17 protein-coding genes are annotated in these 25,477 nt (G+C 64.3%); 14 read left to right on the top strand and 3 right to left on the bottom strand.

The genetic code is table 11. The features are described from left to right. The first annotated feature begins 336 nt into the window (after positions 1-336). A complete protein-coding gene (gene aroG / locus FVD38_RS19285; RefSeq protein WP_147936321.1) occupies positions 337-1,395 on the top strand; it encodes a 3-deoxy-7-phosphoheptulonate synthase AroG in 1,059 nt (352 codons plus the stop codon). A 61-nt stretch (positions 1,396-1,456) separates the two neighbouring features. On the opposite strand, the gene FVD38_RS19280 is transcribed toward aroG, so the two are convergent. After that, complete coding sequence (locus FVD38_RS19280; protein WP_229493836.1) at positions 1,457-4,369, bottom strand: TonB-dependent receptor domain-containing protein; 2,913 nt, start codon at positions 4,367-4,369, stop codon at positions 1,457-1,459. 532 nt (positions 4,370-4,901) lie between these two features. Here FVD38_RS19280 and FVD38_RS19275 point away from each other — a divergent pair. From FVD38_RS19275 to typA, 13 genes are all read left to right on the top strand, one after another. Next, positions 4,902-5,840 carry an ABC transporter permease gene (locus FVD38_RS19275; protein WP_147936320.1) on the top strand — a complete coding sequence of 313 codons (939 nt, stop codon included), beginning with the start codon at positions 4,902-4,904 and terminating at the stop codon, positions 5,838-5,840. Further along, positions 5,837-6,868, top strand: coding sequence for an ABC transporter permease (locus tag FVD38_RS19270; RefSeq protein ID WP_147936319.1), 1,032 nt, complete (start codon positions 5,837-5,839; stop codon positions 6,866-6,868). The genes FVD38_RS19275 and FVD38_RS19270 overlap by 4 nt, the downstream gene beginning before the upstream one ends. After that, on the top strand, positions 6,865-8,571 hold the full coding sequence (locus tag FVD38_RS19265) for an ABC transporter ATP-binding protein (RefSeq protein ID WP_147936318.1): 1,707 nt from the start codon (positions 6,865-6,867) through the stop codon (positions 8,569-8,571). Before FVD38_RS19270 ends, FVD38_RS19265 begins: the two co-directional genes overlap by 4 nt. Positions 8,572-8,662: 91 nt before the next feature. Then, on the top strand, positions 8,663-9,607 hold the full coding sequence (locus FVD38_RS19260) for a VTT domain-containing protein (RefSeq protein WP_123071869.1): 945 nt from the start codon (positions 8,663-8,665) through the stop codon (positions 9,605-9,607). Between the two features lie 193 nt (positions 9,608-9,800). Next, the gene (locus FVD38_RS19255; protein ID WP_147936317.1) at positions 9,801-10,814 is read left to right on the top strand and encodes a glucokinase; all 1,014 of its coding nucleotides are present in this window, start codon (positions 9,801-9,803) and stop codon (positions 10,812-10,814) included. 443 nt (positions 10,815-11,257) lie between these two features. Continuing rightward, positions 11,258-11,998, top strand: a complete 741-nt coding sequence (scpB, locus tag FVD38_RS19250) for an SMC-Scp complex subunit ScpB (RefSeq protein ID WP_147936316.1) — start codon at positions 11,258-11,260, stop codon at positions 11,996-11,998. Then, positions 11,985-13,979 (top strand): 23S rRNA pseudouridine(2605) synthase RluB, encoded by a 1,995-nt coding sequence (gene rluB, locus FVD38_RS19245; RefSeq protein WP_147936315.1) that lies wholly within the window; start codon positions 11,985-11,987, stop codon positions 13,977-13,979. The genes scpB and rluB overlap by 14 nt, the downstream gene beginning before the upstream one ends. 316 nt (positions 13,980-14,295) lie before the next feature. Beyond that, a complete protein-coding gene (rimP, locus tag FVD38_RS19240; protein ID WP_147936314.1) occupies positions 14,296-14,784 on the top strand; it encodes a ribosome maturation factor RimP in 489 nt (162 codons plus the stop codon). Continuing rightward, positions 14,781-16,346: a transcription termination factor NusA gene (nusA, locus tag FVD38_RS19235; protein ID WP_147936313.1), complete on the top strand. Its 1,566-nt coding sequence runs from the start codon at positions 14,781-14,783 to the stop codon at positions 16,344-16,346. The genes rimP and nusA overlap by 4 nt, the downstream gene beginning before the upstream one ends. A gap of 44 nt (positions 16,347-16,390) precedes the next feature. Beyond that, entirely contained in the window at positions 16,391-19,222 is a 2,832-nt protein-coding gene (gene infB / locus FVD38_RS19230; RefSeq protein WP_147936312.1) for a translation initiation factor IF-2, read from the top strand. A gap of 241 nt (positions 19,223-19,463) precedes the next feature. Next, entirely contained in the window at positions 19,464-19,904 is a 441-nt protein-coding gene (gene rbfA / locus FVD38_RS19225) for a 30S ribosome-binding factor RbfA (protein ID WP_147936311.1), read from the top strand. Then, positions 19,901-20,827, top strand: coding sequence for a tRNA pseudouridine(55) synthase TruB (truB, locus tag FVD38_RS19220; RefSeq protein ID WP_147936310.1), 927 nt, complete (start codon positions 19,901-19,903; stop codon positions 20,825-20,827). The genes rbfA and truB overlap by 4 nt, the downstream gene beginning before the upstream one ends. Positions 20,828-21,061: 234 nt before the next feature. After that, positions 21,062-22,894 (top strand): translational GTPase TypA, encoded by a 1,833-nt coding sequence (gene typA / locus FVD38_RS19215; RefSeq protein ID WP_123067676.1) that lies wholly within the window; start codon positions 21,062-21,064, stop codon positions 22,892-22,894. Between the two features lie 83 nt (positions 22,895-22,977). Here the strand turns inward: typA and fliD are convergent, their stop codons facing one another. Then, complete coding sequence (gene fliD / locus FVD38_RS19210; RefSeq protein WP_147936309.1) at positions 22,978-24,306, bottom strand: flagellar filament capping protein FliD; 1,329 nt, start codon at positions 24,304-24,306, stop codon at positions 22,978-22,980. Between the two features lie 136 nt (positions 24,307-24,442). Then, entirely contained in the window at positions 24,443-25,477 is a 1,035-nt protein-coding gene (locus FVD38_RS19205; protein ID WP_147936308.1) for a hypothetical protein, read from the bottom strand.

Genomic DNA, 25,477 nt, shown 5'->3' with positions numbered 1-25,477 from the left:
AAGATGCGCGTAAGGTGGCGCTCATGCGCAAGGAGGGATGTCAGTTCGCTGCAACCGATTGTTGTCTGTACAAGCGTGGAACCAGCGACAAAAGGCTTGCCAACTTTCATGCCTTGTTGTTATAGTCAATTCGACCAAACCCGGACGACACCATGCGCCACGCTTTCTTTACCCGCTTTTTTTACTTTAGCCATTCCAGCCTCAGGCGGTGGAGTAGCGGCGGGTACGCGGAGTAAACGTCCCGGCAGCATCCAGACAAACCGCCAGCGATGGCGGTTTTTTTATTTCCAGTCCTGAACAAGACCAGCACAGAACAGCACGAAAGGGAGTCCCAGCATGCCCCGCACCGACGATTTACGCATCCGTGAAATGAAGGAACTGACGCCGCCCTCGCACCTGATCCGCGAGTTCCCGGTGACCCCGCAGGCCGAGCAGACCGCGGCCGGCGCGCGCGTCGACCTGCACCGCATCCTGCACGGCCAGGACGACCGCCTTATGGTGGTGATCGGACCGTGCTCGATCCACGATCCGAAGGCGGCGCTCGAGTACGCGCGCCGGCTGGTCAAGGAACGCCAGCGCTTTGCCGGCGAGCTCGAGATCGTGATGCGGGTCTATTTCGAGAAGCCGCGCACCACGGTCGGCTGGAAAGGCCTGATCAACGACCCGTACATGGACAACAGCTTCCGCATCAACGACGGCCTGCGCATGGCGCGCGAGCTGCTGCGCGACATCAACGAGATGGGCCTGCCGGCCGGCACCGAGTTCCTCGACGTGATCAGCCCGCAGTACATCGCCGACCTGGTCAGCTGGGGCGCGATCGGCGCCCGCACCACCGAGTCGCAGGTGCACCGCGAGCTCGCCTCCGGCCTGTCGTGCCCCGTCGGTTTCAAGAACGGTACCGACGGCAATATCAAGATCGCGACCGAGGCGATCAAGGCTGCATCGCAGCCGCACCACTTCCTGTCGGTGACCAAGGGCGGCCACTCGGCCATCGTGTCGACCGCCGGCAACGAGGATTGCCACATCATCCTGCGCGGTGGCAAGACGCCGAACTACGATGCCGCCAGCGTCGAGGAGGCCTGTCGCCAGATCGCCGCGCTCGGCCTGGCCAGCCGCCTGATGATCGACGCCTCGCATGCGAACAGTTCCAAGAAGCCCGAGAACCAGGTGCCGGTGTGCGCCGACATCGCGGCCCAGATCGCGGGCGGCGACGACCGCATCGTCGGCGTGATGATCGAGTCGCACCTGGTGGCCGGACGGCAAGACCTGGTGCCGGGCAAGGAACTGACCTATGGCCAGTCGGTGACCGATGGCTGCATCGACTGGGACACCAGCGTGGGCGTGCTGGAAGGACTGGCGGCGGCGGTGCGCCAGCGCCGGTTGCGGCAAGAATAAAAATAAGCGGACATAAAAAACGGCGCACCGAGGTGCGCCGTTTTTGTTCCATCTCAGCCGATTAGAACTTGGCGGTCAGGTTCAGGAACACGTGACGGCCCATCGAGTCGTACACTTGTGGGTAGGTGTTGCCATTACCGAACACCTCGGCGACCACGCCCGACAGCGGAGGATCTTTATCCAGCGCGTTGTTCATACCGGCGCGCAGGGCGAAGATCGGGGTGATCTGCCAACCGGCGGTCAGGTCCAGGTAGTTGCGTGCGCCAAGGCGTGCATCGGCCGCTTCGAAATCGCCGGCCAGCAATGGATTGCTGCTGGTCGAGTCGAGGTCGGTGCCGCGCACGTAGCGCCAGGTAGCGCCCAGTTCCACGCCGCGCCATGGGGTAGCCCACGAAGCGCGCAGTTTGTGACGCCATTTCGGCAGCGGCACACCGCAGGTGGTGCCGTGCAGGCCGGCGCAGTTATACTCGCCCGAACCCGGGAAGTCTTCCTGCTTGAACTCTTTCAGGTAGGTGCCCATCAGCGACAGGTTCAGGCCGCCCCATGCGCCCAGCTTGGTGTTCCAGTTGGCGCCCAGGTCGATACCCTTGGTCGAGCTCATGCCCAGGTTCTGGTTGGTGGCGACGATGTTGGCGGTTTCCAGGGCCCACAGGCTGCCCAGACGGTCACGCGTGATCAGGTCGCAGAACTGCGCATTGCCAGTGTTCAAGCACTGGGTCAGCGTGGTCGACGCCGGCAGGCCGCCGATGACGCCCTTGACCTTCATGTCGAACGCGTCGATGGTGACCGAGGTGTTGCGGGTAGGCTGCAGCACAACGCCCAGGGTGTAGGAGTCCGACTCTTCCGGTTCCAGCGCCGTGTTACCACCGATGATCTGGTTGTACTGCTGTGCTGGCGAGTTCAGGATGTTGCCGTACTGGGCAGCGGTGACGCCGGTCAGCTGGCACTGCGCCAGCGAGGCGCTCGGGTTGGCGCCGGCGCAAGGATCGGACGACATGCCGAACAGTGCCAGGCCCGCCGGGGTGAACAGCTCGACCACATTGGCCGCACGCGCCGCGCGCTGGTAGCTGAAGCGGAACTTGGCTTCCTTGACTGGCGCCCACTCGAGGCCCACACCATACGAATCGGTGTCCTGGCCGGTCGAGTAATCCGATTTGCGGTAGCTGCCGGTCAGCGTCAGCTGGTCGGCGAAAGGCACGTCCTGCAGGATCGGGATACGGGTTTCGGCGAAGTAGTCGCGCACGCTGAACTGGCCGCTGACGTTCTTGGTCGGGCCGCCCTGGCCGGCCAGGTCACCCGACTCGAACGCGACGTCCGAGTTCAGTTCCAGCTTCTCAGTGCGGTGTTCCCAACCGAAAGCCACGCCCACGCCTTCTTTGCTGCTTGGCAGCTTGATGCCGTATTCGCCCAGATCCGACGACAGGTTGATGCCCTGCACGGTCTGCGAGGTGTGGCCCTTCTGGAAGCCAGGGGTCTGCAGATAGGTCAGCGCTTCCGGGGTCACGCCGCCCAGGCTCCAGATATTGTACGGAACGCAATTTGGATCGACGCCGTTAAGGGTGCTGCGGCAGACTGGCTGGCCGTTGGCGCCCGGGACCACATCCAGTGCGCGTGCGCTGCGCGAGACCGAGAAGTCGTTGAAATAGGTTTCCGAGTACAGCACGCGGCCGACCTGGGCAAAGGCGTCGTACTGCCAGTTGCCGATGTCGCCCTTGACGCCAACCACGCCGCGGTAGGAAGTGTGGTTCAGGTCGTCGCGACGGCCACCGCCTTCGACGTTGCGGCGGAAGATCACCATGTCGGCGGTGTCGCCAGGGGCGTTCAGGCCCAGGGTGCGGCGCCATGCGTCCGACAGCAGCGGATTCTCGAAGCGGATGGCGTTGGCGCCCGATGCGTCCAGGCCGAACAGGCCGGATGGGGCGATCTGGGCCACGGTGCTGTCGTCGTGGAAGCTGGCCTCGGCGTACAGGCGGGCCTTGTCGTTGATGTCGTAGTGGGTGAACGAGCTGAAGGTGTAGCGTTCCGACGGACGGCGGAAGTAGTTCAGCGGGCCGAAGTTGTAGGCGTCGGTCGCGGCATTGTAGGGACGCACGCCACCGGCGGCATCGGCCACCGTGAAGCCCTGGCTGCCGAGCAGGAAGCGGCCCGGGAAGCTGGTGCCCGAACCACCGCAGTTGAAGCTGTCGCCCGAACTCGAGCCGCCCAGCGAGCAGGCGGTGAAGTCACGCTCCGATTGCAGCAGCGCGTCTTCTTTCTTGTAGCCGAAGAACACGACGGCATTGCCCTTGCCATCGGCAAAGTTGCCACCCATGGTCAGGGTGATGTCCTTGACCTTGCCATCAGCGCCCTTGTCGCCAGGCAGCGCGAAGTTGCGGCGGTTGGCGGCATCGGCGGCCGGGCCGCCGTTCTGGTCGTGGTTGTAGAACTGGTAGTTGGCGTCGATCTGGACGCCCTGGAAGCGGTCGTCCATGATGAAGTTGACCACGCCGGCCACGGCGTCCGAGCCGTAGATGGCGCCGGCGCCGCCGGTCAGCACTTCGACGCGCTTGATCAGGCCCACCGGGATCTGGTTCAAGTCGGCCGCGGTATTGCGCGGGCTGCCGGCTGGCAGGCGACGGCCGTTGACCAGCACCAGGGTGCGGTCGGCGCCGAAGTTACGCAGGTTGACGGTGGCGGTGCCGGATGAGCCGTTCGAGACCGAGCCACCCTGGTCGGCGAAGACCTGGGGCAGGTTGTTCAGCAGGTTCTCGACCGACCGGACACCTTCCATCTTGATGTCCTTGGCGTTGACCACGGTCACCGGGCTGACGCTTTCCAGGTTGGCGGTCGCGATGCGCGAGCCGGTCACTTCCACACGTTGGAGCGATTCGGCGCCAGGCGCCGTTTCCTGGGCGTACGCCGTCGTGCAGGCGACGGCCAGGCCGCCGGCACAGATCAGGCGCACCGATCGAGATAACACAGTTTCAACCATCATAGTCAGTCTTCCCCGTAAGACCTGGCAGCGGGTCACGCTGCCAGTAAAGTCAGTGAATCGCCGCGTGATATGGACGCGACATGTTTTTACTACTTGGCAATAAAAACATTTACCGATAGATAGTGTCAATCAGCAAAGTATGCACAGATCCAAAATACAACTACTTGATAACTTGTCTTTACAATTCATTTCTTTGGTGCTAGTCACACAAAAGTCACAAAACTCGGAATGTGGAATATAAAGCGGAAAATAAAGTTTGATATGAAATTTAGTTCGAGCAAACTATATTTCATTGGTATGAAATTGCCATAAATGCGATGTGCATGTTTGGCGGGTAGCGCAAGCTTCTTATACGAATCAGTGATAGTTATGTCATTACGTTGCAATAACTTGGAGTGATCGAGGCATAAGATTGCGCGTCTGTTGGCGCGTACGGATATGCGCTATCGTGTCGTTTTGGCCACCGTGGATTTCGCTTGGTGGCAAACCCTGGAGGCGGGCCATTCGCCCAATCCGCAAATTCGGGAGTGCGATGCTCGCTTATGTCCTGCGCCGCTTGTGGCAGATGCTGCCGACGATGGCCGGCGTCGTGCTGCTGGTGTTTTTCTTGTTCAACTGGGTCGGCGGCGATCCGGCCTACCTGCTGGCGGGCAAAATGGCCGACGCGGGCGCGATCGAGAACATCCGGCGCCAGCTCGGCACCGACCAGCCCTATGCCGTGCAGCTCTGGATCTTCGTCAAGCAGATCCTGACCTTCGACTTCGGCAACGCCTGGAGCACGGGCGAGCCGGTATCCCATATCATCAGCAGCCGACTGGGCCCGTCGCTTACCGTGCTGATCCCGCTGACGGTGCTGGAAACCGTATTCGGCATCGCGCTGGCGCTGGCGATCGCCTTCGTGCGCGGCTCGCTGACCGACCGCGCCGTGATGGTCGCCTGCACGGTCGGGATGTCGATCTCGATCCTGGTCTATATCATCGTGTTCCAGTACGTGTTTGCCTACCAGCTGGGGCTGTTTCCGGTCCAGGGCTGGGGCAATAGCCTGGGCGAGAACCTGCTGCGCTACGCGCTGCTGCCGATCATCATCGGCCTGGCGGTGTCGATCGCGCCGACCCTGCGCCTGTACCGCAGCTTCGTGCTCGACGAGGCAGGGCAGGACTATGTGCGCACCGCGCGCGCCAAGGGCTTGCCGGAGGGCAGGATCGTCTGGGTCCACGTGCTGCGCAATGCCGCGATCCCGATCATCACCCACGTGATGGCCAACCTGCCGGCGCTGCTGATCGGCGCCTTCCTGCTCGAGCGCTTCTTCGGCATTCCCGGCATCGGCCGCGAAGTGATCCTGGCCGTCGAACGCAGCGACTTCCCGGTGATCAAGGCGATCACGGTCTATGTGGCCGCCGCGACCATGGTGTTCAACCTGCTGGCCGACCTGCTGTACCAGGCGGTCGATCCGCGCGTGCAGCTCAAATGACGATGACGACCATGCACATGAATATGCAAGCGCATTCGCCCGGGCTGTGGGCGCTGGCATGGCGGCGCCTGTGCGCCGATCGCGTCGGGATGGCGGCGCTGGCCGTCGTCGCCGGCTTCCTGCTGCTGGTGCTGTTGTCCGCCACGGGCATGCTGGCCAGCGATTGGGAAGACGAGGTGGCGGTCAACTATGCGCCGCCGACTTTCGTCGGCGCCGATGCCGCGGCGCGCGCGCTGGCCCAGGCCCAGCTGCCGCGCGCCACGCCGCCGAACGCCTTCGATCCGCTGGCTGCCGAACTGGCAGAGCTCGAGGCACAGGTGGCGCAGACCCATCCGCCAGTGGAAAAACGCACGACCCTGCCGTTCGGCGCCGATAAATGGGGCCACGACATCGTCAAGAAGACCATCAAGGGCGGCGAGACTTCGATCGTGGTGGGTCTGGTGGCGGCCCTGCTGGCGGTGGCGCTGGGCACCCTGTTCGGCGCCGTCTCGGGATTTTATGGCGGCTGGGTCGACGACCTGTTCAACTGGTTCTACAGCATCTTCACGGCCATCCCGGCGATCCTCATGATCCTGACCGTGGCCGCCGTGCTCCAGCAAAAAGGCGTGGCCACCATCGTGCTGATCCTCGGCCTGACCGGCTGGACCGGCCCCTACCGCCTGATGCGCGCCGAATACATCAAGCACGGCGCGCGCGAATACGTGATGGCGGCCGATGCCATCGGCGCTTCCGCCTGGCAGCGCATGTTCGGCCACATCCTGCCCAATGTCTCGCACGTGGCGCTGGTGCAGATGTCGATCCTGGTGGTCGGTTTCATCAAGGCCGAGGTGATCCTGTCCTTCCTGGGCTTCGGCGTGCCGGTCGGAACCGTCTCATGGGGCAGCATGCTCAACGAGGCGCAGAATGAACTGATCCTTGGCAAATGGTGGCAGCTGGCCGCCGCCGCTGGCGCGATGGCGCTGCTGGTGACGAGCTTCTCGCTGTTCGCCGATGCCCTGCGCGATGCACTGGATCCCAAGATCAAATGACCCTCACTATGACCCAGGAACCATTGCTGCAAGTGCGAGACCTGCGCATTGCCTTTCGCATCGACAAGCACAACACCTTCGAGGCCCTGAAAGGCATTTCCTTCGACGTGCCGGCGACCGGCACGGTGGCGCTGGTGGGCGAGTCGGGCAGCGGCAAGTCGGTCAGCTCGCTGGCCGTGATGGGCCTGCTGCCGGCGCAGACCACCGTCATCGATCCCGCTTCCAGCATCCGTTTCGCCGGCCGCGAACTGCTCGGCCTGCCCCTGCGCGAGCAGCGCGCGCTGTGCGGCAAGGACATCGCGATGATCTTCCAGGAGCCGATGTCCTCGCTCAATCCGGTGTTCACGGTCGGCTTCCAGATCGGCGAAGTCCTGCGCCTGCACATGGGCATGACGAAGCGCGCGGCGCGGGCGCGCACCCTGGAACTGTTGCATGAGGTCGGCATTCCCGATCCCCAGCGCAAGATCGATGCCTACCCGAGCCAGATGTCGGGCGGCCAGCAGCAGCGGGTGATGATCGCGATGGCGATCGCCTGCGAGCCGCGCCTCCTGATCGCCGACGAGCCGACCACGGCGCTGGACGTGACGATCCAGAAGCAGATCATGGACCTGATCGCGCGCCTGCAACGCGAGCGCCGCATGGCGGTGCTGTTCATCACCCACGACCTGGGGCTGGTGGGCGAGATCGCCGACCGCGTGATCGTGATGCGCCACGGCGAGGTGCGCGAGGAGGGCGCCGCCGGCCAGGTGTTCGGCGCCCCGGCCGACGCGTATACCAAGGCCTTGCTGCATTGCCGGCCTTCGCTCGATGCGCGGCCGCTGCGCCTGCCGGTGATCGACGATTATCTGGGCGGCCGCATCTTGCCGGATCAGATGCCGGACCAGGTGCAGCGCGCGCGCGGCACCACGCCGGACGACCAGCCGGTGCTGGTGGTCAATAACCTGGCCAAGAGTTTCTGGCTGCGCGAAGGCCTGTTCGGCAAGCGCGAATTCAAGGCGGTCAATGACGTCTCGTTCACCCTGGGCCGCGGCAAGACCCTGGGTGTGGTGGGCGAGTCGGGCTCGGGCAAGACCACGGTGGGCCTGACCCTGCTGCGCCTGCACCGCGCGAGCGGCGGATCGGCGCTGTTCGAGGGGCGCGACCTGCTGGCCATGTCCGACCGCGAATACCAGGCGTATAAACGGCGGATCCAGATCATCTTCCAGAATCCCTATGCCTCGCTCAATCCGCGTTTTACGGTGGGGCAGATCTTGCTGGAACCGATGCGCATCCACGGCATCGGCGCCGACGAGATGGAGCGCACAGCACTGGCGCGCCAGTTGCTGGGGCGGGTGGGCCTGCCGGACGCCGCCTATGGCCGCTATCCGCACGAGTTCTCGGGCGGCCAGCGTCAGCGCATCGCGATCGCGCGCTGCCTGACCATGCGGCCCGAGATCCTGGTGTGCGACGAATCGGTATCGGCGCTCGACGTCTCGGTCCAGGCCCAGGTGCTGAACCTGCTGCAAGACCTGCAGGACGAATACGGCATGAGCTATATCTTCATCTCGCACGACCTGTCGGTGGTCAAGTACATCTCGGACCAGGTGATGGTGATGCATCATGGCAGCGTGGTCGAGATGGCCGATTCCGACACGCTGTACCGCGACCCGCAGCATCCCTACACGCGCTCGCTGCTGGCGGCGATTCCGCGCGGTGTCTTGTAAAATTCGCTCATCCGTCCCCGGCGTTGCGCTTACGCCAAAGGGAATAGGGGGTGTTCCTGTGCCGACCACACAATTGCGCTAATATACAAAAATGCCCCAGCTAGCCGAACTCCTCCAAGTCTATGGCGTGCTGATCGTGTTCGGCATCGTCCTCGTCGAACAGTTCGGTCTGCCCATACCCGCCTACCCGGTCCTGATCGTGGCCGGCGCGCTCTCGGTCACCGCCGACGTGAGCTGGCAGATGGTATGGATGGCGGCCATCCTGGCCTGCCTGATCTGCGACGCGTTCTGGTTCCGCGCCGGCCGCTTCTACGGCAAGCGCATCCTGCGGCTGCTGTGCAAGATCTCGCTGTCCCCCGATTCCTGCGTCAACCAGACCGAAGACCGCTTCAGCAAGTTCGGCGTCAAGTCGCTGCTGGTGTCCAAGTTCGTCCCCGGCTTCAATACCATCGCGGCGCCGCTGTCGGGCGCCATGGGCGTCAACCCGCGCCTGTTCCTGCTGTATGCGGTGAGCGGCGCGGCGCTCTGGAGCGGCACCGGCATCCTGCTCGGCGTCTGGTTCCATAACAGCGTCGACGGCGTGCTCGATACGCTCTCGACCATGGGCAGCACGGCGCTGACCATCGTGGCCGGCTTGCTGGCCCTGTTCATCGCCTTCAAGTATGCCGAACGGCGCCGCCACCGCTCGCGCAGCGCGATCGAGCGCATCGACATCGACGAGGTGCTGGCCCTGATCGACGCCGGCCACGATCCGGTGATCATCGATGCGCGCAGCCTGAGCGCGCAACAGATGGAAGCCGCGATCCCGGGCGCGGTGATCTTCAAGGCCTGCCAGCCCGAACACCTGATGGCCTCGCTCGACCGCGACCGCCACATCGTCGTCTATTGCAGCTGTCCGGACGACGTCACCGCCGCCGAAGTGGCGCGCCAGTTCATGGTCAACGGTTTCCACCGTGCCCGACCGCTTAAGGGCGGGCTCGACGCCTGGAATGCCCAGCGCGGCAACGATCCCGAGCTCGATCCGGCGACTTGCTGACCGGCACGCTGCCCGGCAGGTGGCGCGATGCTCTCCAACTGTCATAAAAAAGTAGTTCTACTACTTCGCACTGATAGGCGGGCGGCGTGTTTTCATCCGCCCTGTTGCGGGTGGTGTACCTAAACTACAGAAAACACTTGTCTTGAGGGCAAAAAATTTAGTAAGCTTGGGCGTCTCTTAATCACGCTCCACCATGACTGCCTCCCCGCTCAACCCATCCACCGACCGCCTTCACCGCGGCGGCGCCCGCCTGCTTGCCGATGTCGGCGGCACCAACTGCCGCTTCGTGCTGGAACTGGGTCCGGGCCGGCTCGAGGCGGTCGAGGTGCTGCCTTGCGCCGACTATGCGACCCTGGGCGAGGCCATGCGCGCCTACCTGGGCAGTGCGGCGGTCAAGGCTTGCAGCGCGGCGCCGATTCGTCACGCCGCAATCGCCATCGCCAACCCGGTGAGCGGCGACTATGTGCGCATGACTAATCATCACTGGGAATTTTCTACTGAAGCCTTGCGGCAGGAATGCGGTTTCGAGATCCTGCTGGTGGTCAACGATTTCTCGGCCCTGGCCCGTTCGCTGCCGCACCTGGGCGAGCAAAAGCGCCAGGTGGGCGGCGGCACGCCGCAGCCGGACGCGGCGCTGGGCCTGCTGGGCGCCGGCACCGGCCTCGGCGTTTCCGGCCTGGTGCCGTGCGGCGACAGCTGGACCGCGCTGCGCAGCGAAGGCGGCCACGTCAGCTTCGCGCCTGTGAACGAGCAGGAAATCGCGATCCTGCAATATGCCTGGCGCGAGTTCGAACACGTCTCGTTCGAGCGCTTCCTGTCCGGCGCCGGCGTCGAGCTCATCTACCGTGCGCTGGCCGAGCGCGCCGGCCGTCCCGGCGAGCGCCTCGGCGCGGCCGAGATCTCGCGCCGTGCGCTCACGGGTGAATGTGCGCTGTGCGACGAAGTGCTGGAAGCCTTTTGCGGCATGCTCGGCACCGTGGCCGGCAATCTCGCCGTCACCCTCGGCGCCCAGGGCGGCGTGTACATCGGCGGCGGCATCGTGCCGCGTCTTGGGGAGCGCTTCGACCGTTCCTCGTTCCGCCGCCGCTTCGAACAGAAGGGGCGTTTCGTCCGTTACCTGGCCGACGTGCCGACCTATGTGATCACCGCCGAGTATCCCGCATTCCTTGGCGTATCGGCGATTTTGTCGGAAAAACTGTCCGACTGACGCAAATAGGCGCGCATCGCAGCGCCGCCCCCTTGTCCGCTGCGGGGTTTTATCGGTTACAATGGCCGCCAGTTGGAAGAAACGACGTCGTCCGCTCGCGTGCCGCACTCTCGTGCAACACAAGTCGCTCCCCGGCGAAGCCCCGATCGCGGGCGTGCCTGAGAGACAGTAGAGTTTTGCCGGGTTTCGCCGAGTCTCGCCGAGTTCCTCGTTTCGCAATGAAGATCAACACCAGCGGCCCGTCGCGCAGGCGGGTTGCCCCTGGCGGGTTCCTTGCCCGCCATGTAATAGCTCCGGTGCTCAGCGCGCCGGGCCCACGGATTCCGGTTTCAGGCAGCAGAGCGCAGGCAAGGCCGGCGCATGGCATGCAGGCATGCGCGTCACTCGCATTGATGCTGTCCCGACCCCGATTGGCCGAATTGTTTGATTGACGACATCGCGATATGAATACTGACGAGGCCAAGAGAGTCCTCGAAACCGCCTTGCTATGCGCCCGCGAGCCGATGTCGATCCATGGCATGAAGAAACTGTTCGCCGAGGTCGACCTGCAAGGACGGCAGGTTGGCGCCGGCGTCGGCGCCGATACGATCAAAATCTTGCTGGAAGAACTGCGCCAGGACTGGGATGGGCGAGGCATCGAGATCGTCAGCCTGGCATCGGGCTGGCGCTTCCAGAGCCGTCCCGAGATGAAGCCCTATCTCGACCGGCTGTCGCCCGAAAAGCCGCCCAGGTATTCGCGGGCGACGCTGGAAACGCTGGCGATCATCGCCTACCGCCAGCCAGTCACGCGCGGCGACATCGAAGAGATCCGCGGCGTCGCGGTCAATTCGCAGACCGTCAAGATGCTGGAAGACCGCGGCTGGATCGACGTCCTCGGCCACCGCGAAGTGGTGGGGCGGCCGGCGCTGCTGGGTACCACGCGCCAGTTCCTGGACGACCTGGGCCTGGCGTCGCTGTCGCAGCTGCCGCCCCTGCAACCGCTGGCCGAAGGCCCCGACAGCCGCAGCCTGGAAGCCCTCGAGGCGGCATTGAACGACAATTTTGACAAGGTGGGCGCCTCCGCGCCCGCCGATGATATAGATTTAGCTACTTCACCCGTTGAAGTTCCGATCCGCGACACGCTTGATGACGGGATTGCCGAGGCGGGTCAGCACAATAAAGACACGAACGATGAACCCAACTGAACAAAACGAGACCAAGCCTGTGGATGCAGGCGAGCCAGCAGCAGCCAAGCCGAAGCGTACGCGCAAGGCGGCCGCCGTTGCCGACACTGCGCCAGGCGAGGCCGTAGCGGCCGAGGCGCCGGCCAAGCCGAAGCGCACCCGCAAGGCGGCCGTCGCCGCCGAGCCGGTCGCCGCCGAGCAGGCTGCGCCGGCCGCCGAAGCGCCGGCGCCGAAGGCCCGCAAGCCGCGCGCCACCAAGGCCGCGAAAGACGAGTCGGCCGCCGCGCCGGCAGCAGCCGAAGCGCCGGCCACCGCCGACGTCGCCCCGGCCCAGGAAGCGCGCAAGCCGCGCGGCCCGCGCCAGATGCGCGAAAAGCGCGCCGAACGCGAAGCGCTGCAGCAGGCCGCCGCGCCGGCTGTCGCCGAGCAGGCCGCTCCGGCGCCCGACGCTGGCGTCGATGCTGCGCCGGAAGGCGCGCAAGAGGGTAATCAAGAAGGTAAGCAAGATGCACGCGGCCGCGGCCAGCCCAAGCAGGGCAAGCGCGGCCAGCAAAGCGGCCGTCCGACCCAGCAAAGCGCTCGTCCAACCGAGGGCGGACGTCCGGCCAAGCAGATCGGCCGCGGCGGCAAGCAGCAGCCGCAGGGCAGGGGTGGCAAGCAGCAGCCGGGCAGCGAAGCCGACAATGTGTTCTCCTTCGTGACCTCGGACGACTTCGACGCCAACGAAGGCGCGCGCAGCAATGTCCAGGCAAAGCCGGTGCGCCGCGACCTGACCGCCGACGACGATGCGCCGAAGCTGCACAAGGTGCTGGCCGAGGCCGGCCTGGGTTCGCGCCGCGACATGGAAGACCTGATCGTCGCCGGCCGCGTGTCGGTCAATGGCGAGCCGGCCCATATCGGCCAGCGCATCCTGCCGACCGACGCGGTCCGCATCAACGGCAAGCTGATCCAGCGCCGCGTGAGCAGCAAGCCACCGCGCGTGCTGGTCTACCACAAGCCGGCCGGCGAGATCGTCAGCCATGACGATCCGGAAGGCCGTCCATCGGTGTTCGACCGCCTGCCGACCATGAAGGCCGGCAAGTGGCTGGCCGTCGGCCGCCTCGACTTCAATACCGAAGGCCTGCTGCTGTTTACGACCTCGGGCGACCTGGCCAACCGGCTGATGCACCCGCGCTACAACATCGACCGCGAATACGCGGTGCGCACCCTGGGCGAGCTCGAAGAAGGCATGCGCCAGAAGCTGCTGTCCGGCGTCGAGCTGGACGACGGCAAGGCCGCGTTCTCGAAGATCCAGAACGGCGGCGGCGAAGGCATCAACCGCTGGTACCGCGTGGTGATCGGCGAAGGCCGTAACCGCGAGGTGCGCCGCATGTTCGAGGCGGTCGGCCTGACCGTTTCGCGCCTGATCCGCACCCGCTACGGCGCCATGACCCTGCCGAGCGGCCTCAAGCGTGGTCGCTGGGAAGAGTTCGAGGAAAACGATGTGCGCGCGCTGATGACGGCCTTCGGCGTCGAAAAGAAGGGCGCTGCTCCCGAGAAGCACGTCAAGGGCGGCCACAAGGGCAAGGGCCCGCGTCCGAATGGCATGCGCGCCGAGGTCAACCATGGCGCCGAACGCAGCAACGACCGCAGCGACGGCAATCGCATCGACCGCGCCGACGCCAACCGCAACGTCGATCCTTTCGGCCCGCAGGTGGCGCGCGTCGGCAGCACCCGTGGCCAGGGCATCCTGAACGGCCCAGTGCCGGGCGGCAAGCCTGCCGGCGGTCGCCAGGGCGGCTTCGGTGGTCAGGGCGGTCAGGGTGGCGGCAAGGGCCGTGGCGCGGCCGCTGGTGGCGGCAAAGGCGGTGGCAACAGCGGCGCCAGCAGCAGCCGTCCGCGCCAGCCGGACCCGCTGCAGACGACCTTCGGCTTCGCCGGCAGCGGTGGTGGCGGTCGTCGTGGCGGCCAGGGCCCGCGCGGCTCGGAACACGGCCTGCCGCGCCGCGGCCGTCGCGGCTAAGCTCGGGTTGACCGGCCTGCGCAAGGACGCGCAGGCCGCGCATCCGCCGTCCGATCGGCGTAAAATGTTTCGTAGCCCATATCATCTCGCCAACTGTTGTTTAAAATCTCATTTGTGGTATGGAGATTGCGAGAGAGGTGGAAAAGCAGTATAATTTGCAGCCTAATCGAAGTCCTTCCCGAATGTTGTATCCGCGAGTCGAGATTCGCGTGACACTGGTGCAAGTGCTTTCATCTGGTTGGGTTGTAAGTACAAAAAGATGGGCAGATGCCCATTTTTTTTTTGGTAAATCGTTTTAAAGCCCTGGAGAAGTGCCGTGCAGCAGTTTGACTTAATCGCCACGACAGTCAGTGGACTCGGCTATGACCTCGTCGAAGTGGAACGAGGCGAGCGCGGGATCCTGCGTGTATACATCGATTTCCCGGCTGCCGACGCGGACGAAAAGGGCCCGATCACGGTCGAGGACTGCGCCAAGGTGAGCCACCAGCTGTCGCACGTGCTGACCGTGGAAAACGTCGATTACGAACGATTGGAAATTTCGTCGCCGGGCCTCGATCGCCCGGTACGGACCCTCGCCGATTTTGCGCGCTTCGCCGGCCATGAGTGCACGGTCAAGCTGCGCGTCGCGGTGCCCGGCAGTGATCACCGCAAGACGTTCACCGGTATCCTGCGCGGCGTCGAGAACGACAAGGTCGGTTTGGAATTTGACAGTAAGGATGGCCCGGCGTTGATGGAATTTACGCTGGCCGAATTGGATAAGGCACGTTTGGTGCCACAGGTGGATTTTAGGAGTCGCAAAGCATGAGTCGCGAAATTTTATTGCTGGTGGATGCGCTTGCGCGCGAAAAGAACGTCGACAAGGAAGTCGTTTTCGGTGCGCTCGAGTTCGCGCTGGCACAGGCCACGAAGAAGCGCTATGAAGGCGAAGTCGACATTCGCGTGTCGATCGATCGCGACACCGGTGAGTTCGAGACTTTCCGCCGCTGGCACGTGGTGCCGGATGAAGCGGGCCTGCAACTGCCTGACCAGGAAATCCTGCATTTCGAAGCCAAGGAACAAATTCCTGATATCGAAGTCGACGAATACATCGAAGAGCCGATCGAATCGGTTGATTTCGGCCGCCGTTTTGCCCAGGACACCAAGCAGGTCGTGCTGCAGCGCGTGCGCGATGCCGAGCGCGAGCAGATCTTGCAAGACTTTTTGGAGCGCGGCGATTCGCTGGTGACCGGCACCATCAAGCGCATGGAACGTGGCGATGCGATCGTCGAGTCGGGCAAGATCGAAGCGCGCCTGCCGCGCGACCAGATGATCCCGAAAGAAAACCTGCGCATCGGCGACCGCGTGCGTGCTTTCATCCTGCGTGTGGACCGCAATATGCGTGGCCCGCAGGTGATCCTGTCGCGCACTGCGCCAGACTTCATCATGAAGCTGTTCGAGCTGGAAGTGCCAGAGATCGAACAAGGCCTGCTGCAGATCAAATCGGCAGCCCGTGATGCCGGCGTGCGCGCCAAGATCGCCGTGTTCACGGCCGACAAGCGCATCGACCCGATCGGCACCTGCGTCGGCATGCGCGGTTCGCGCGTGCAGGCCGTGACCGGCGAGCTGGGCGGCGAGCGCGTGGACATCGTGCTGTGGTCGGACGATCCGGCCCAGTTCGTGATCGGCGCCCTGGCTCCGGCGAACGTTTCGTCGATCATGGTCGACGAAGAAAAGCACGCGATGGACGTGGTCGTGGACGAAGAAAACCTGGCCATCGCGATCGGCCGTTCGGGCCAGAACGTGCGCCTGGCGTCCGAGCTGACCGGCTGGAAGATCAACATCATGACCGCCGAGGAATCGGCGAACAAGGTGGAACAAGAATCGGCCGCGATCCGCGCGCTGTTCATGGAAAAACTGGACGTCGACCAGGAAGTGGCCGATATCCTGGTTGAAGAAGGCTTCTCGAGCCTGGAAGAAATCGCCTACGTGCCAATTTCCGAGATGCTGGAAATTGAATCGTTTGATGAGGACACCGTCAACGAACTGCGCACCCGCGCTCGTGACGCACTGGTGACCGAAGCGATCGCTTCCGAGGAAGGTCTCGAAGGCATGGAAGAAGCTCTGGTCAATCTGGAAGGCATGGACCGTACCGTTGCCGGCAAGCTTGGCCTGGCTGGCATCAAGACGGTCGAAGCATTCGCGGCACTGGCCTATGACGAATTCGGCGCCATCCTGGCACTGACGTCGGACCGCGCCCGCGACCTGATCAAGAGTGAATTTAATGATGTGACCGACGACGAGATGAAACTGGTCGATGGCAAGTACGACGACCGGGCGAAAGCACTGCAGGCGAAAGCCTGGAGCCTGGTAGAAACGGCCAAAGCTTGAAAATTTCTTTATCATCTGTCGCGACACGTAGAAAAGAGGACTGAATGGCGAGTAACAACGTAGCCCAATTTGCCACCGAGCTGAAGATGCCTGCAGACCTGCTGCTGACCCAGCTGCGTTCGGCCGGCGTCGAGAAAAGCTCGACGTCAGATCCCTTGTCGAAAGATGATAAGGACAAGCTGCTGAACCATCTGCGCCGTACCCACGGCGCAGCCGATACCGGCGAGAAAAAGAAGATCACGGTGACGCGCAAGGAAACCAGCGAAATCAAGCAAGCCGATTCGTCGGGTAAATCGCGCACCATCCAGGTCGAAGTCCGCAAGAAGCGCACCTTCGTGCAGCGCGACGACCTGGTCACGACCAAGGCGGCCGAAGAACAGGTGATCGACCCTGCCGAACAGGCGCGCCGCGAAGAAGATGCGGCCCGCCAGAACGAGCTGATCGCCCGTCAGGAAGCTGACCTGCGTGAAAAGCAGGAACGCCTGGCCAAGCTGGAAGCCGAAGAAAAGGCGCAAGCCGCGGCCGCTGAAGAGCAGGCCAAGCGCGAAGCTGCCGAACAGGCCAAGCGCGACGCCGCCGAAAAGGCCGCTGTTGCTGCTGCCGCCAAGGAAGCTGCTGCCGGCAAGGAAGCCGCTGCTGGCGCCGATGAGGCCGCCAAGAAAGTTGCCGACGACGCCAAGGCTGCGAAAGAAGTCGCTGCCAAGGAAGCTGCCGAGCGCGCTGCCGCCACCGAGCGTGCACGCAAGGCCGTGGCCGATGAAGTGGCGCAGATCAAGCTCATGATGAGCCAGCCGCGCCGCGTGATCAAGGCGCCGGAACCGGTCGCCAAGCCAGCCGCTCCGGCGGCTCCCGCCGGCACGCTGCACAAGCCTGCGGATAAAAAACCGGGCGAAGTCAAGAAGGACGACGCCAAGAAGCCGGGCGACAAGAAGTCGATCAAGTCGGCCAATGTGTCGTCGACCTGGTCGGACGACAAGAAGCGTGGCGGCACCGGCCTGAAAACCCGTGGCGCACCTGCCGGCGGCGGTGGCCGTGACGGCTGGCGCAGCGGTGGCCGTGGCGGCCGTCGCGGTCATGGCGACGATCGTGAATCGAACTTCCAGGCGCCTACCGAGGCGATCGTGAAGGACGTCCACGTTCCTGAAACCATCACCGTGGCCGAACTGGCCCACAAGATGTCGGTCAAGGCATCCGAGGTCATCAAGCAGCTGATGAAGCTGGGCCAGATGTGCACCATCAACCAGGTGCTGGATCAGGAAACCGCGATGATCCTGGTGGAAGAGATGGGCCACAAGGCCTTCGCCGCCGCCGAGGACGATCCGGAAGCGCTGCTGGCCGACCAGGGCGAGCACACCGAGTACGAATCGAGCTCGCGCGCACCGGTGGTCACCGTCATGGGTCACGTCGACCATGGTAAGACCTCGCTGCTGGACTACATCCGTCGTGCGAAAGTCGCTTCGGGCGAAGCCGGCGGCATTACCCAGCACATCGGTGCATACCACGTGGACACCCCGCGCGGCATGATCACTTTCCTGGATACCCCGGGCCACGAAGCGTTCACCGCGATGCGTGCCCGTGGCGCCAAGGCGACCGACATCGTCATCCTGGTGGTGGCTGCGGACGACGGCGTGATGCCGCAAACCAAAGAGGCGATTGCTCACGCAAAAGCCGCTGGTGTCCCACTGGTGGTGGCGATCAACAAGATCGACAAGCCGGGCGCCAACACCGACCGTGTGACGCAAGAGCTGGTCGCCGAAGGCGTGGTGCCGGAAGAATACGGTGGCGAGTCGCCATTCGTGCCAGTGTCGGCCAAGATCGGTACCGGCGTCGACGACCTGCTCGAGCAAGTGCTGCTGCAGGCCGAAGTGCTGGAACTGAAGGCGCCAACCGAAGCCCCGGCCCGTGGCCTGGTGGTCGAGGCCCGTCTGGACAAGGGCCGTGGCCCGGTCGCGACGATCCTGGTGCAGTCGGGTACCTTGAAGCGCGGCGACGTCGTGCTGGCCGGTTCCTCGTTCGGTCGCGTTCGTGCCATGCTGGACGAAAACGGCAAGACGATCGCCGCAGCCGGTCCATCGATTCCGGTCGAGATCCAGGGCCTGACCGAAGTGCCGAGCGCCGGTGAAGAAGTCATGGTCATGGCCGACGAGCGCAAGGCGCGTGAAATCGCCCTGTTCCGTCAAGGTAAGTTCCGTGACGTGAAACTGGCCAAGCAGCAAGCCGCGAAACTCGAGAACATGTTCGAGCAGATGGCCGAAGGCGAAGTCAAGAACCTGCCGCTGATCGTCAAGACCGACGTGCAGGGTTCGCAGGAAGCGCTGGTCGGCTCGCTGCAGAAGTTGTCGACTTCCGAAGTCCGGGTGCAGATCGTGCACGCCGCGGTCGGCGGCATCACCGAGTCGGACGTCAACCTGGCAACCGCGTCGAAGGCAGTCATCATCGGCTTCAATGCCCGTGCCGACGCCCAGGCGCGCAAGCTGGCCGAAGCGAACGGTGTCGACATCCGTTACTACAGCATCATTTACGATGCGATCGACGAGATCAAGACCGCACTGTCGGGTATGCTGGCGCCAGAAAAGCGCGAGACCATCACCGGCCAGGTCGAGATTCGCCAGGTCATCCTGGTGTCGAAGGTCGGCGCGATTGCGGGCTGCCTGGTCACCGATGGCGTGGTCAAGCGTTCCTCGTCGGTTCGCCTGCTGCGCAACAATATCGTGATCTGGACCGGCGAGATCGATTCGCTGAAACGCTTCAAGGACGACGCGAAAGAAGTGCGCGCCGGTCTCGAGTGCGGTCTGTCGCTGAAGGGCAACAACGAAATCCAGGTCGGCGACGTCCTGGAGGTGTTCGAAGTCACCGAAGTGGCGCGTACGCTGTAAGTCACGCCGTTGGCGTACCATGGGGCCAGGACGCTTCGCGGCAATGCCGCGGAGGGCCTGGCCCTTTTTTATCCGTACAGGAACGGGGCGCCCACCGGCCCGAGCACGTCGTTCCCGCGAAGGCGGGAACCCAGGTTTGTTCGCTTGACCGTTACCCGCAAGCGCAGCTGCTGAGCTAAAAAACTTGGGTCCCCGCCTGCGCGGGGACGACGCTAACAAAAGAATAAAGTAGTGAACCATCATGGCTAAACACAGTAAAAGCATTCCACAGCGCGGCCTGCGCGTGGCCGACCAGATCCAGAAGGATTTGTCGGAACTCATCGCCTTCGAACTGAAGGACCCGCGCGTCGGCATGGTCACAATCAGCGAAGTCCAGCTGACCCCGGACTACGCCCACGCCAAGATCTATTTCACCCTGCTCAAGGACAGCGCGGAAGACGTGCGCCAGACCCTGGAAGGCTTGAACAAGGCCTCCGGCTACCTGCGCAATATGCTGGGCAAGCGCCTGCACATCCATACGCTGCCGTCGCTGCACTTCCTGCACGACACCTCGACCGTGCGCGGCCTGGCGATGTCGGCCCTGATCGACCAGGCCAACGCCACCCGCGCCAAGGACGATCCGGAGTCGAATCCCGAATTGCATCCCGACGTTCAGGCAGCCGACCCGGCGGACAAAGAGTGAACGGACGTCCCGCGAAAAAACCGCGCGACCTGGTCAATGGCGTGCTGCTGCTCGACAAGCCGGTCGGCCTGTCGTCGAACGACGCCCTGATCAAGGCCAAGCGCGTGCTGAACGCGAAGAAGGCCGGCCACACCGGCACGCTCGACCCGTTCGCCACCGGCTTGCTGCCGCTGTGCTTCGGTGAAGCGACCAAGTTCTCGCAAGACCTGCTCGAGGCCGACAAGACCTATGAAGCCACGGTTCACCTGGGCATCATGACGACGACGGGCGACACCGAAGGCGAGGCGATCGAGACCCTGCCGGTCGACGTCACGATCGAGCAGATCGAGGCGGCGCTGGCGCGTTTCCGCGGTCCGATCCAGCAGGTGCCGCCGATGTACTCGGCGCTCAAGCGCGACGGCAAGGCCCTGTACGAATATGCGCGCGAGGGCATCACGCTCGAGCGCGAGGCGCGGCCGGTGACCATCCACGCACTGTCGATGATCGACTACCAGGCGCCATTCCTGAAGATCCGCGTCACGTGCAGCAAGGGCACTTATGTGCGCGTGCTGGGCGAAGACATCGGCGCCGCACTCGGCTGTGGAGCGCACCTGAACGCGCTGCGCCGGATCGAGGTCGGTGCGCTGGACGTCACCGGCATGATCACGCTGGACGATCTGCTGACCCATCCCGATCCCCTGTCGCTGCTGCGGCCAGTGGACGCGCTGCTGTCGACCTTCCCGGCCATCGAGCTGACGCCGGAACTGGCGAAGCGCTTCCTGCAGGGCCAGCGCCTGGCCCTGGGCAAGGAGAACTTCGCCGTGCCGGAACAACAGGGCAGGGTGCGCATCTACCACGACGGCCGCCTGCTCGGCACCGGCCAGCTGGGCGAGTATGCGATCCTGGCGCCGGAGCGCCTGATCTCGACCGCGGCGCCGGCCTGACTTGCGCGAACCTTGCCTGAGCGCATGTCATGCGCCTGTCACCGGCAGCGGCTAAGCTGCTGCGGTGACGACGCGCCGGCAGTCCGCCAAAAAAACGTGTCTTTCCCGCGCAAGATTCAGACTGGGCCGCTTCCCATGCTATACTAGTCGGTTTCCGAAATCTGTTTCAGTAAGCGGCAGCATCGGACTTGCAGTTCCAGTACATTCTGTACTCCACGCTACTTCTCAAAAATCATGTCAAACACCAAACGCGCGATTCGTAATATCGCAATCATTGCCCACGTTGACCACGGCAAGACCACGCTCGTCGACCAACTGCTGCGTCAGTCCGGCACCTTCCGTGAAAACCAGGCCGTGGACACCCGCGTGATGGACTCGAACGATCTCGAGAAAGAGCGCGGCATTACCATTCTGTCGAAGAACTGCGCCGTCGAGTACGAAGGCACCCACATCAACATCGTCGACACCCCAGGCCACGCCGACTTCGGCGGTGAAGTCGAGCGCGTGCTGTCGATGGTCGACTCGGTGCTGCTGCTGGTCGATGCGCAGGAAGGCCCGATGCCGCAGACCCGCTTCGTGACCCGCAAGGCGCTGGCCCTGGGCCTGAAGCCAATCGTGGTCGTCAACAAGGTCGACCGTCCGGGCGCGCGCGCCGACTGGGCCATCAACCAGACCTTCGAACTGTTCGACAAGCTGGGCGCGAACGACGAGCAGCTGGACTTCCCGATCGTCTACGCTTCGGGCCTGAACGGCTATGCCGGCCTGGACGAAAGCGTGCGCGAAGGCGATATGAAGCCGCTGTTCGACGCCATCCTGAAATACGTGCCGGTGCGTGACGACAACCCGGACGGCCCGCTGCAGATGCAGATCACCTCGCTCGACTACTCGTCGTACGTCGGCAAGATCGGCATCGGCCGCGTCAATCGCGGCACCGTCAAGACCGGCCAGGATGTGCTCATCCTGAATGGCCCTGATTCGACCCCGATCAAAGGCCGCATCAACCAGGTGCTGAACTTCAAGGGCCTGGAGCGCGTGCTGGTCGACTCGGCTGTCGCCGGCGACATCTGCCTGATCAACGGTATCGAAGACATCGGCATCGGTTCGACCGTCTGCGCCGTGGACACGCCAGAAGCGCTGCCGATGCTGACCGTCGACGAGCCGACCCTGACCATGAACTTCATGGTCAACAACTCGCCACTGGCCGGCCGCGAAGGCAAGTTCGTCACCAGCCGCCAGCTGCGCGAGCGCCTGGAACGTGAACTGAAGGCCAACGTCGCGCTGCGCGTGCTGCCGACCGACGACGACACCACCTTCGAAGTCTCGGGCCGCGGCGAGCTGCACCTGACCATCCTGCTGGAAAACATGCGTCGCGAAGGCTTCGAGCTGGCAGTGTCGCGTCCACGCGTCGTGTACAAGATGGTTGATGGCGTCCGTCAAGAGCCATACGAGAACCTGACCGTTGACGTCGAAGAAGCCAACCAGGGCGGCGTGATGGAAGAACTGGGCCGCCGTCGTGGCGACCTGCAGAACATGGAATCCGATGGTAAAGGTCGCGTGCGTCTGGAATACCTGATCCCGGCCCGTGGCCTGATCGGCTTCCAGGGCGAGTTCATGACCCTGACCCGCGGCACCGGCCTGATGAGCCACGTGTTCCACGAATACGCTGCCGTCGACAACAGCAAGGGCGAACTGGCTGGCCGCCGTAACGGCGTGCTGATCTCGCAGGACGACGGCGCCGCCGTGGCCTACGCGATCTGGAAGCTGCAAGACCGCGGCCGTATGTTCGTCGAGCACAACACCCCGGTGTACGAAGGCATGATCATCGGCATCCACTCGCGCGACAACGACCTGGTCGTCAACCCGATCAAGGGCAAGCAGCTGACCAACGTGCGTTCGTCGGGTACCGACGAAGCAGTGCGCCTGGTGCCGCCGATCCAGATGTCGCTGGAATACGCCGTCGAGTTCATCGAGGACGACGAACTGGTCGAGATCACCCCGAAATCGATCCGCCTGCGCAAGCGCTACCTGAAAGAGCACGAGCGCAAGAAGGCCAGCCGCGAGGCGTAAGCAATCACTCGGGGGCGGTTCGCCGTCCCTGGACGAAAAAAATCCCGCTGCATGCAGCGGGATTTTTTTTGATTCGAGACGCCTTATGCCATGTAATCGAACAGCGACATCGGCCGCCCCGCGCCGCCGCCGAACAACAGCCCGTTGCCGCTGCCGGCCATCTGGTATTGCTGGGCCATGAGCGTGGCCTGGCGGGTCACGGTGTCGATCACCTTGTCGCGCTGGTCGAGCAGGCGGTCGCGTTCGCGCAGCACGCTGGCCGCTTCGACGCCCAGGGTGCCGGTGGTGCCGATCTGCTTGTCGACCTGGCTGACCAGGCGCTCGGCCAGGCCGCCCTTGTCGCTGAACACCTTGTTGGCGCGCGCCGGGTCGGCGGCGATGGCTGCCTTGAGCTTGTCCTCGTCCAGCGCCAGTGCGCCATCCTTTTGGGTGATGCCAAAAGCCGCCAGCTCACGCAGGCTGCTGCTGTTGACGATGTTGCCGATCTGGGCTTTCATCCGCAGCAGCGTGGTGTCGGAGCGGGCGTCGCCCGTTTCCAGCTTGCCCAGCTGGGTGTTCAGCTCATTGAAGGCCTTGACGAAATCCTTGACGTTGCCTGCCATGGCGGCCGGATCGCTGCGCACCTCGACCTCGCTCTTGCCGGTCTCTTTCAGGGTCAGGTTCAGGCCCGGGATGGCCTCGGTGACCGAGTTGGTGGCGGAGGTGACGGTCTTGTCGCCGACCACCACGCGTGCATCCTGGGCCGCGGCCACTTGCTGCATGCCGCCTTCCTTGTCGGGCTGGTAAGCGAGCAGCCCTTTCAGCACCGGGTCGCCGGCGACGCTGATGCGCATGCCGTTGGCGGCGCCCGTCTCGCCGGTCAGGCTCAGCGAATAGCCGTCGCCATCCTTGGCGACATCGGCATCCAGGCCGGCCTCGCGCATGGCCTTGGCAATGCCTTCGAGGCTGCTGTCGCTTGGGTCGATGCGCACCGTCGTCTTCTTGGCATTGGCGCCGGATCCGGTCTCGACCGTGATCGTGCTGGCGTCGCCACTGCCTAGCGCCGCATCCTTGTCCGCGACTCCCTTGGTTTGCAGCTTCTGGCCCTGGGCCAGTTGCTGGACGTCGACCGTGTACTTGCCGGGCGTGGCGGAAGCGGCGCTCAGCTTGGCCGTCAGGGCACTGCCGCTGGCGGTGGCGAGCATGTCGAGCTTGCCGCCGGTGAGGCCGGCCGCGACCGAGCGGAAGCCGTCCAGCGCCAGCGCCGTCTTGCCGATCGACGACAGGCGTGCGTCGTCGCGCTTGACCTGGGCGTCGAGGACTTTCAGCCCGGGATTCTGGGCCAGCAGCGACTGCGTCAGGTTGGTGCGGATATCGCCGTATTGTCTGGCGGCGGGCTGGGACGCGAGTCCCGTGGTGGAAGTTGTCAGCATGGCTCGATAATCCTGGTTGGGAATGCCGTGCAACCGGAGGTCGCTACCCTTGCTTTATCGCATGAAAATGCGATCGTGAACAGTCATCGATTGTATCGGTGGCCGGAACGGTCAAGTCCCGGCCATCCGGCGCAATTCAGCGCAGGCCGAGCAGGGCCGTCACCCGGTCGCGGCTGACGCCGACCAGGGCCGAGGTGATGGCCAGCAGCGACTCGTAGTCGTGGCTGGCGGCAGTGGCGGTGAAGTCGTTGGCGATGATGGCCAGTTCGGCCGTCGGAAGCGCGGGCTGGGCAGTGCGCGCCATGGCGACGCTCAGGGCCAGCGAAGCGGCGTCCTGCGAACGCCGCACGCGGGCCAGGGCCTGCACCACTTCGCGCAGCCCCTGGCGCAGGGCGTCTGGGTTGCCCAGCTCCCAGTTCCCGGGTGCGAGGGAGGCCGGCAGGGGGGCCGTGTCGACCCGTCCGCGGCCGGTCACAGCGATCGCATCCTTGACCTGGGCGTATCCGGATTCGCGGGTAGTAAACACCAGTTCGCGGTCCTGGTCCAGGTTGGCGCGCACCTTGACCGGGGCCAGGGTGCGGTCGAGGCGCCTCGCGATTTCTTCCGGCGTCATGTTCGGTTCGATCGTGGCCGCTAATTGCGGGCCACCGGCGCTGCCGACCGAGAAGCCAAGGGTCTGGCTGCCGCCAGCCTTGAGCGAGGCGATGTCCATGCCATGGATGCGGAAGCGTTGCTGCGCGCCCTCGGCGTCGAAGTCGAGCTGGGCGTCGATGCCGTCGCCGGCCTGCTGGCGGCGCCCTTCGAGCGCCGCGGCGAGCTGACGCGTCCGCGCTTCGAGCTCGCGCGAGGCGGCGCCGCGGCCGGAAATCCTTGCGCTCAGGTCGGACTTGAGCGCCTCGAGCTGGCTGGCCACGCGTTCGAGGTAGTCGATCGCCTGCTGGGCGCGCGCCACCTGGCTTTGCAGGTTCGGGTTCTGGCCGAGGCTGCGGCGCAGCGGGCCCGCGCTCGGCGGGGGGCGGCTGACCGCGCGGCTGTCGGACAGCGCCGGCGGCACGGCATGGGCGCGGCCTGTGGCGACGGTGCTCTGGGCGCCGGTGTTGCCGCTGATCGCGGCGCTGCTAGCGTTGGCGCCTGGCGCGCCGGTGCTGGCTGGTCTGGACAATGCTTCCAT

Origin of the sequence: Massilia arenae, from assembly GCF_008014745.1 — a bacterium.
In the GTDB taxonomy this organism is placed as follows: Bacteria; Pseudomonadota; Gammaproteobacteria; order Burkholderiales; family Burkholderiaceae_D; genus Telluria; species Telluria arenae.
This window is presented reverse-complemented; position numbering and strand designations above follow the sequence as displayed.

Coding starts and splice junctions, on each gene's coding strand:
- FVD38_RS19270 (WP_147936319.1), top strand. CDS start 5,837: ATGACGATGACGACCATGCACATGAATATGCAAGCGCATTCGCCCGGG.
- nusA (WP_147936313.1), top strand. CDS start 14,781: ATGAGTCGCGAAATTTTATTGCTGGTGGATGCGCTTGCGCGCGAAAAG.
- FVD38_RS19265 (WP_147936318.1), top strand. CDS start 6,865: ATGACCCTCACTATGACCCAGGAACCATTGCTGCAAGTGCGAGACCTG.
- infB (WP_147936312.1), top strand. CDS start 16,391: ATGGCGAGTAACAACGTAGCCCAATTTGCCACCGAGCTGAAGATGCCT.
- FVD38_RS19255 (WP_147936317.1), top strand. CDS start 9,801: ATGACTGCCTCCCCGCTCAACCCATCCACCGACCGCCTTCACCGCGGC.
- FVD38_RS19275 (WP_147936320.1), top strand. CDS start 4,902: ATGCTCGCTTATGTCCTGCGCCGCTTGTGGCAGATGCTGCCGACGATG.
- FVD38_RS19205 (WP_147936308.1), bottom strand. CDS start 25,477: ATGGAAGCATTGTCCAGACCAGCCAGCACCGGCGCGCCAGGCGCCAAC.
- FVD38_RS19260 (WP_123071869.1), top strand. CDS start 8,663: ATGCCCCAGCTAGCCGAACTCCTCCAAGTCTATGGCGTGCTGATCGTG.
- FVD38_RS19280 (WP_229493836.1), bottom strand. CDS start 4,369: ATGATGGTTGAAACTGTGTTATCTCGATCGGTGCGCCTGATCTGTGCC.
- rluB (WP_147936315.1), top strand. CDS start 11,985: ATGAACCCAACTGAACAAAACGAGACCAAGCCTGTGGATGCAGGCGAG.
- fliD (WP_147936309.1), bottom strand. CDS start 24,306: ATGCTGACAACTTCCACCACGGGACTCGCGTCCCAGCCCGCCGCCAGA.
- scpB (WP_147936316.1), top strand. CDS start 11,258: ATGAATACTGACGAGGCCAAGAGAGTCCTCGAAACCGCCTTGCTATGC.
- aroG (WP_147936321.1), top strand. CDS start 337: ATGCCCCGCACCGACGATTTACGCATCCGTGAAATGAAGGAACTGACG.
- typA (WP_123067676.1), top strand. CDS start 21,062: ATGTCAAACACCAAACGCGCGATTCGTAATATCGCAATCATTGCCCAC.
- rbfA (WP_147936311.1), top strand. CDS start 19,464: ATGGCTAAACACAGTAAAAGCATTCCACAGCGCGGCCTGCGCGTGGCC.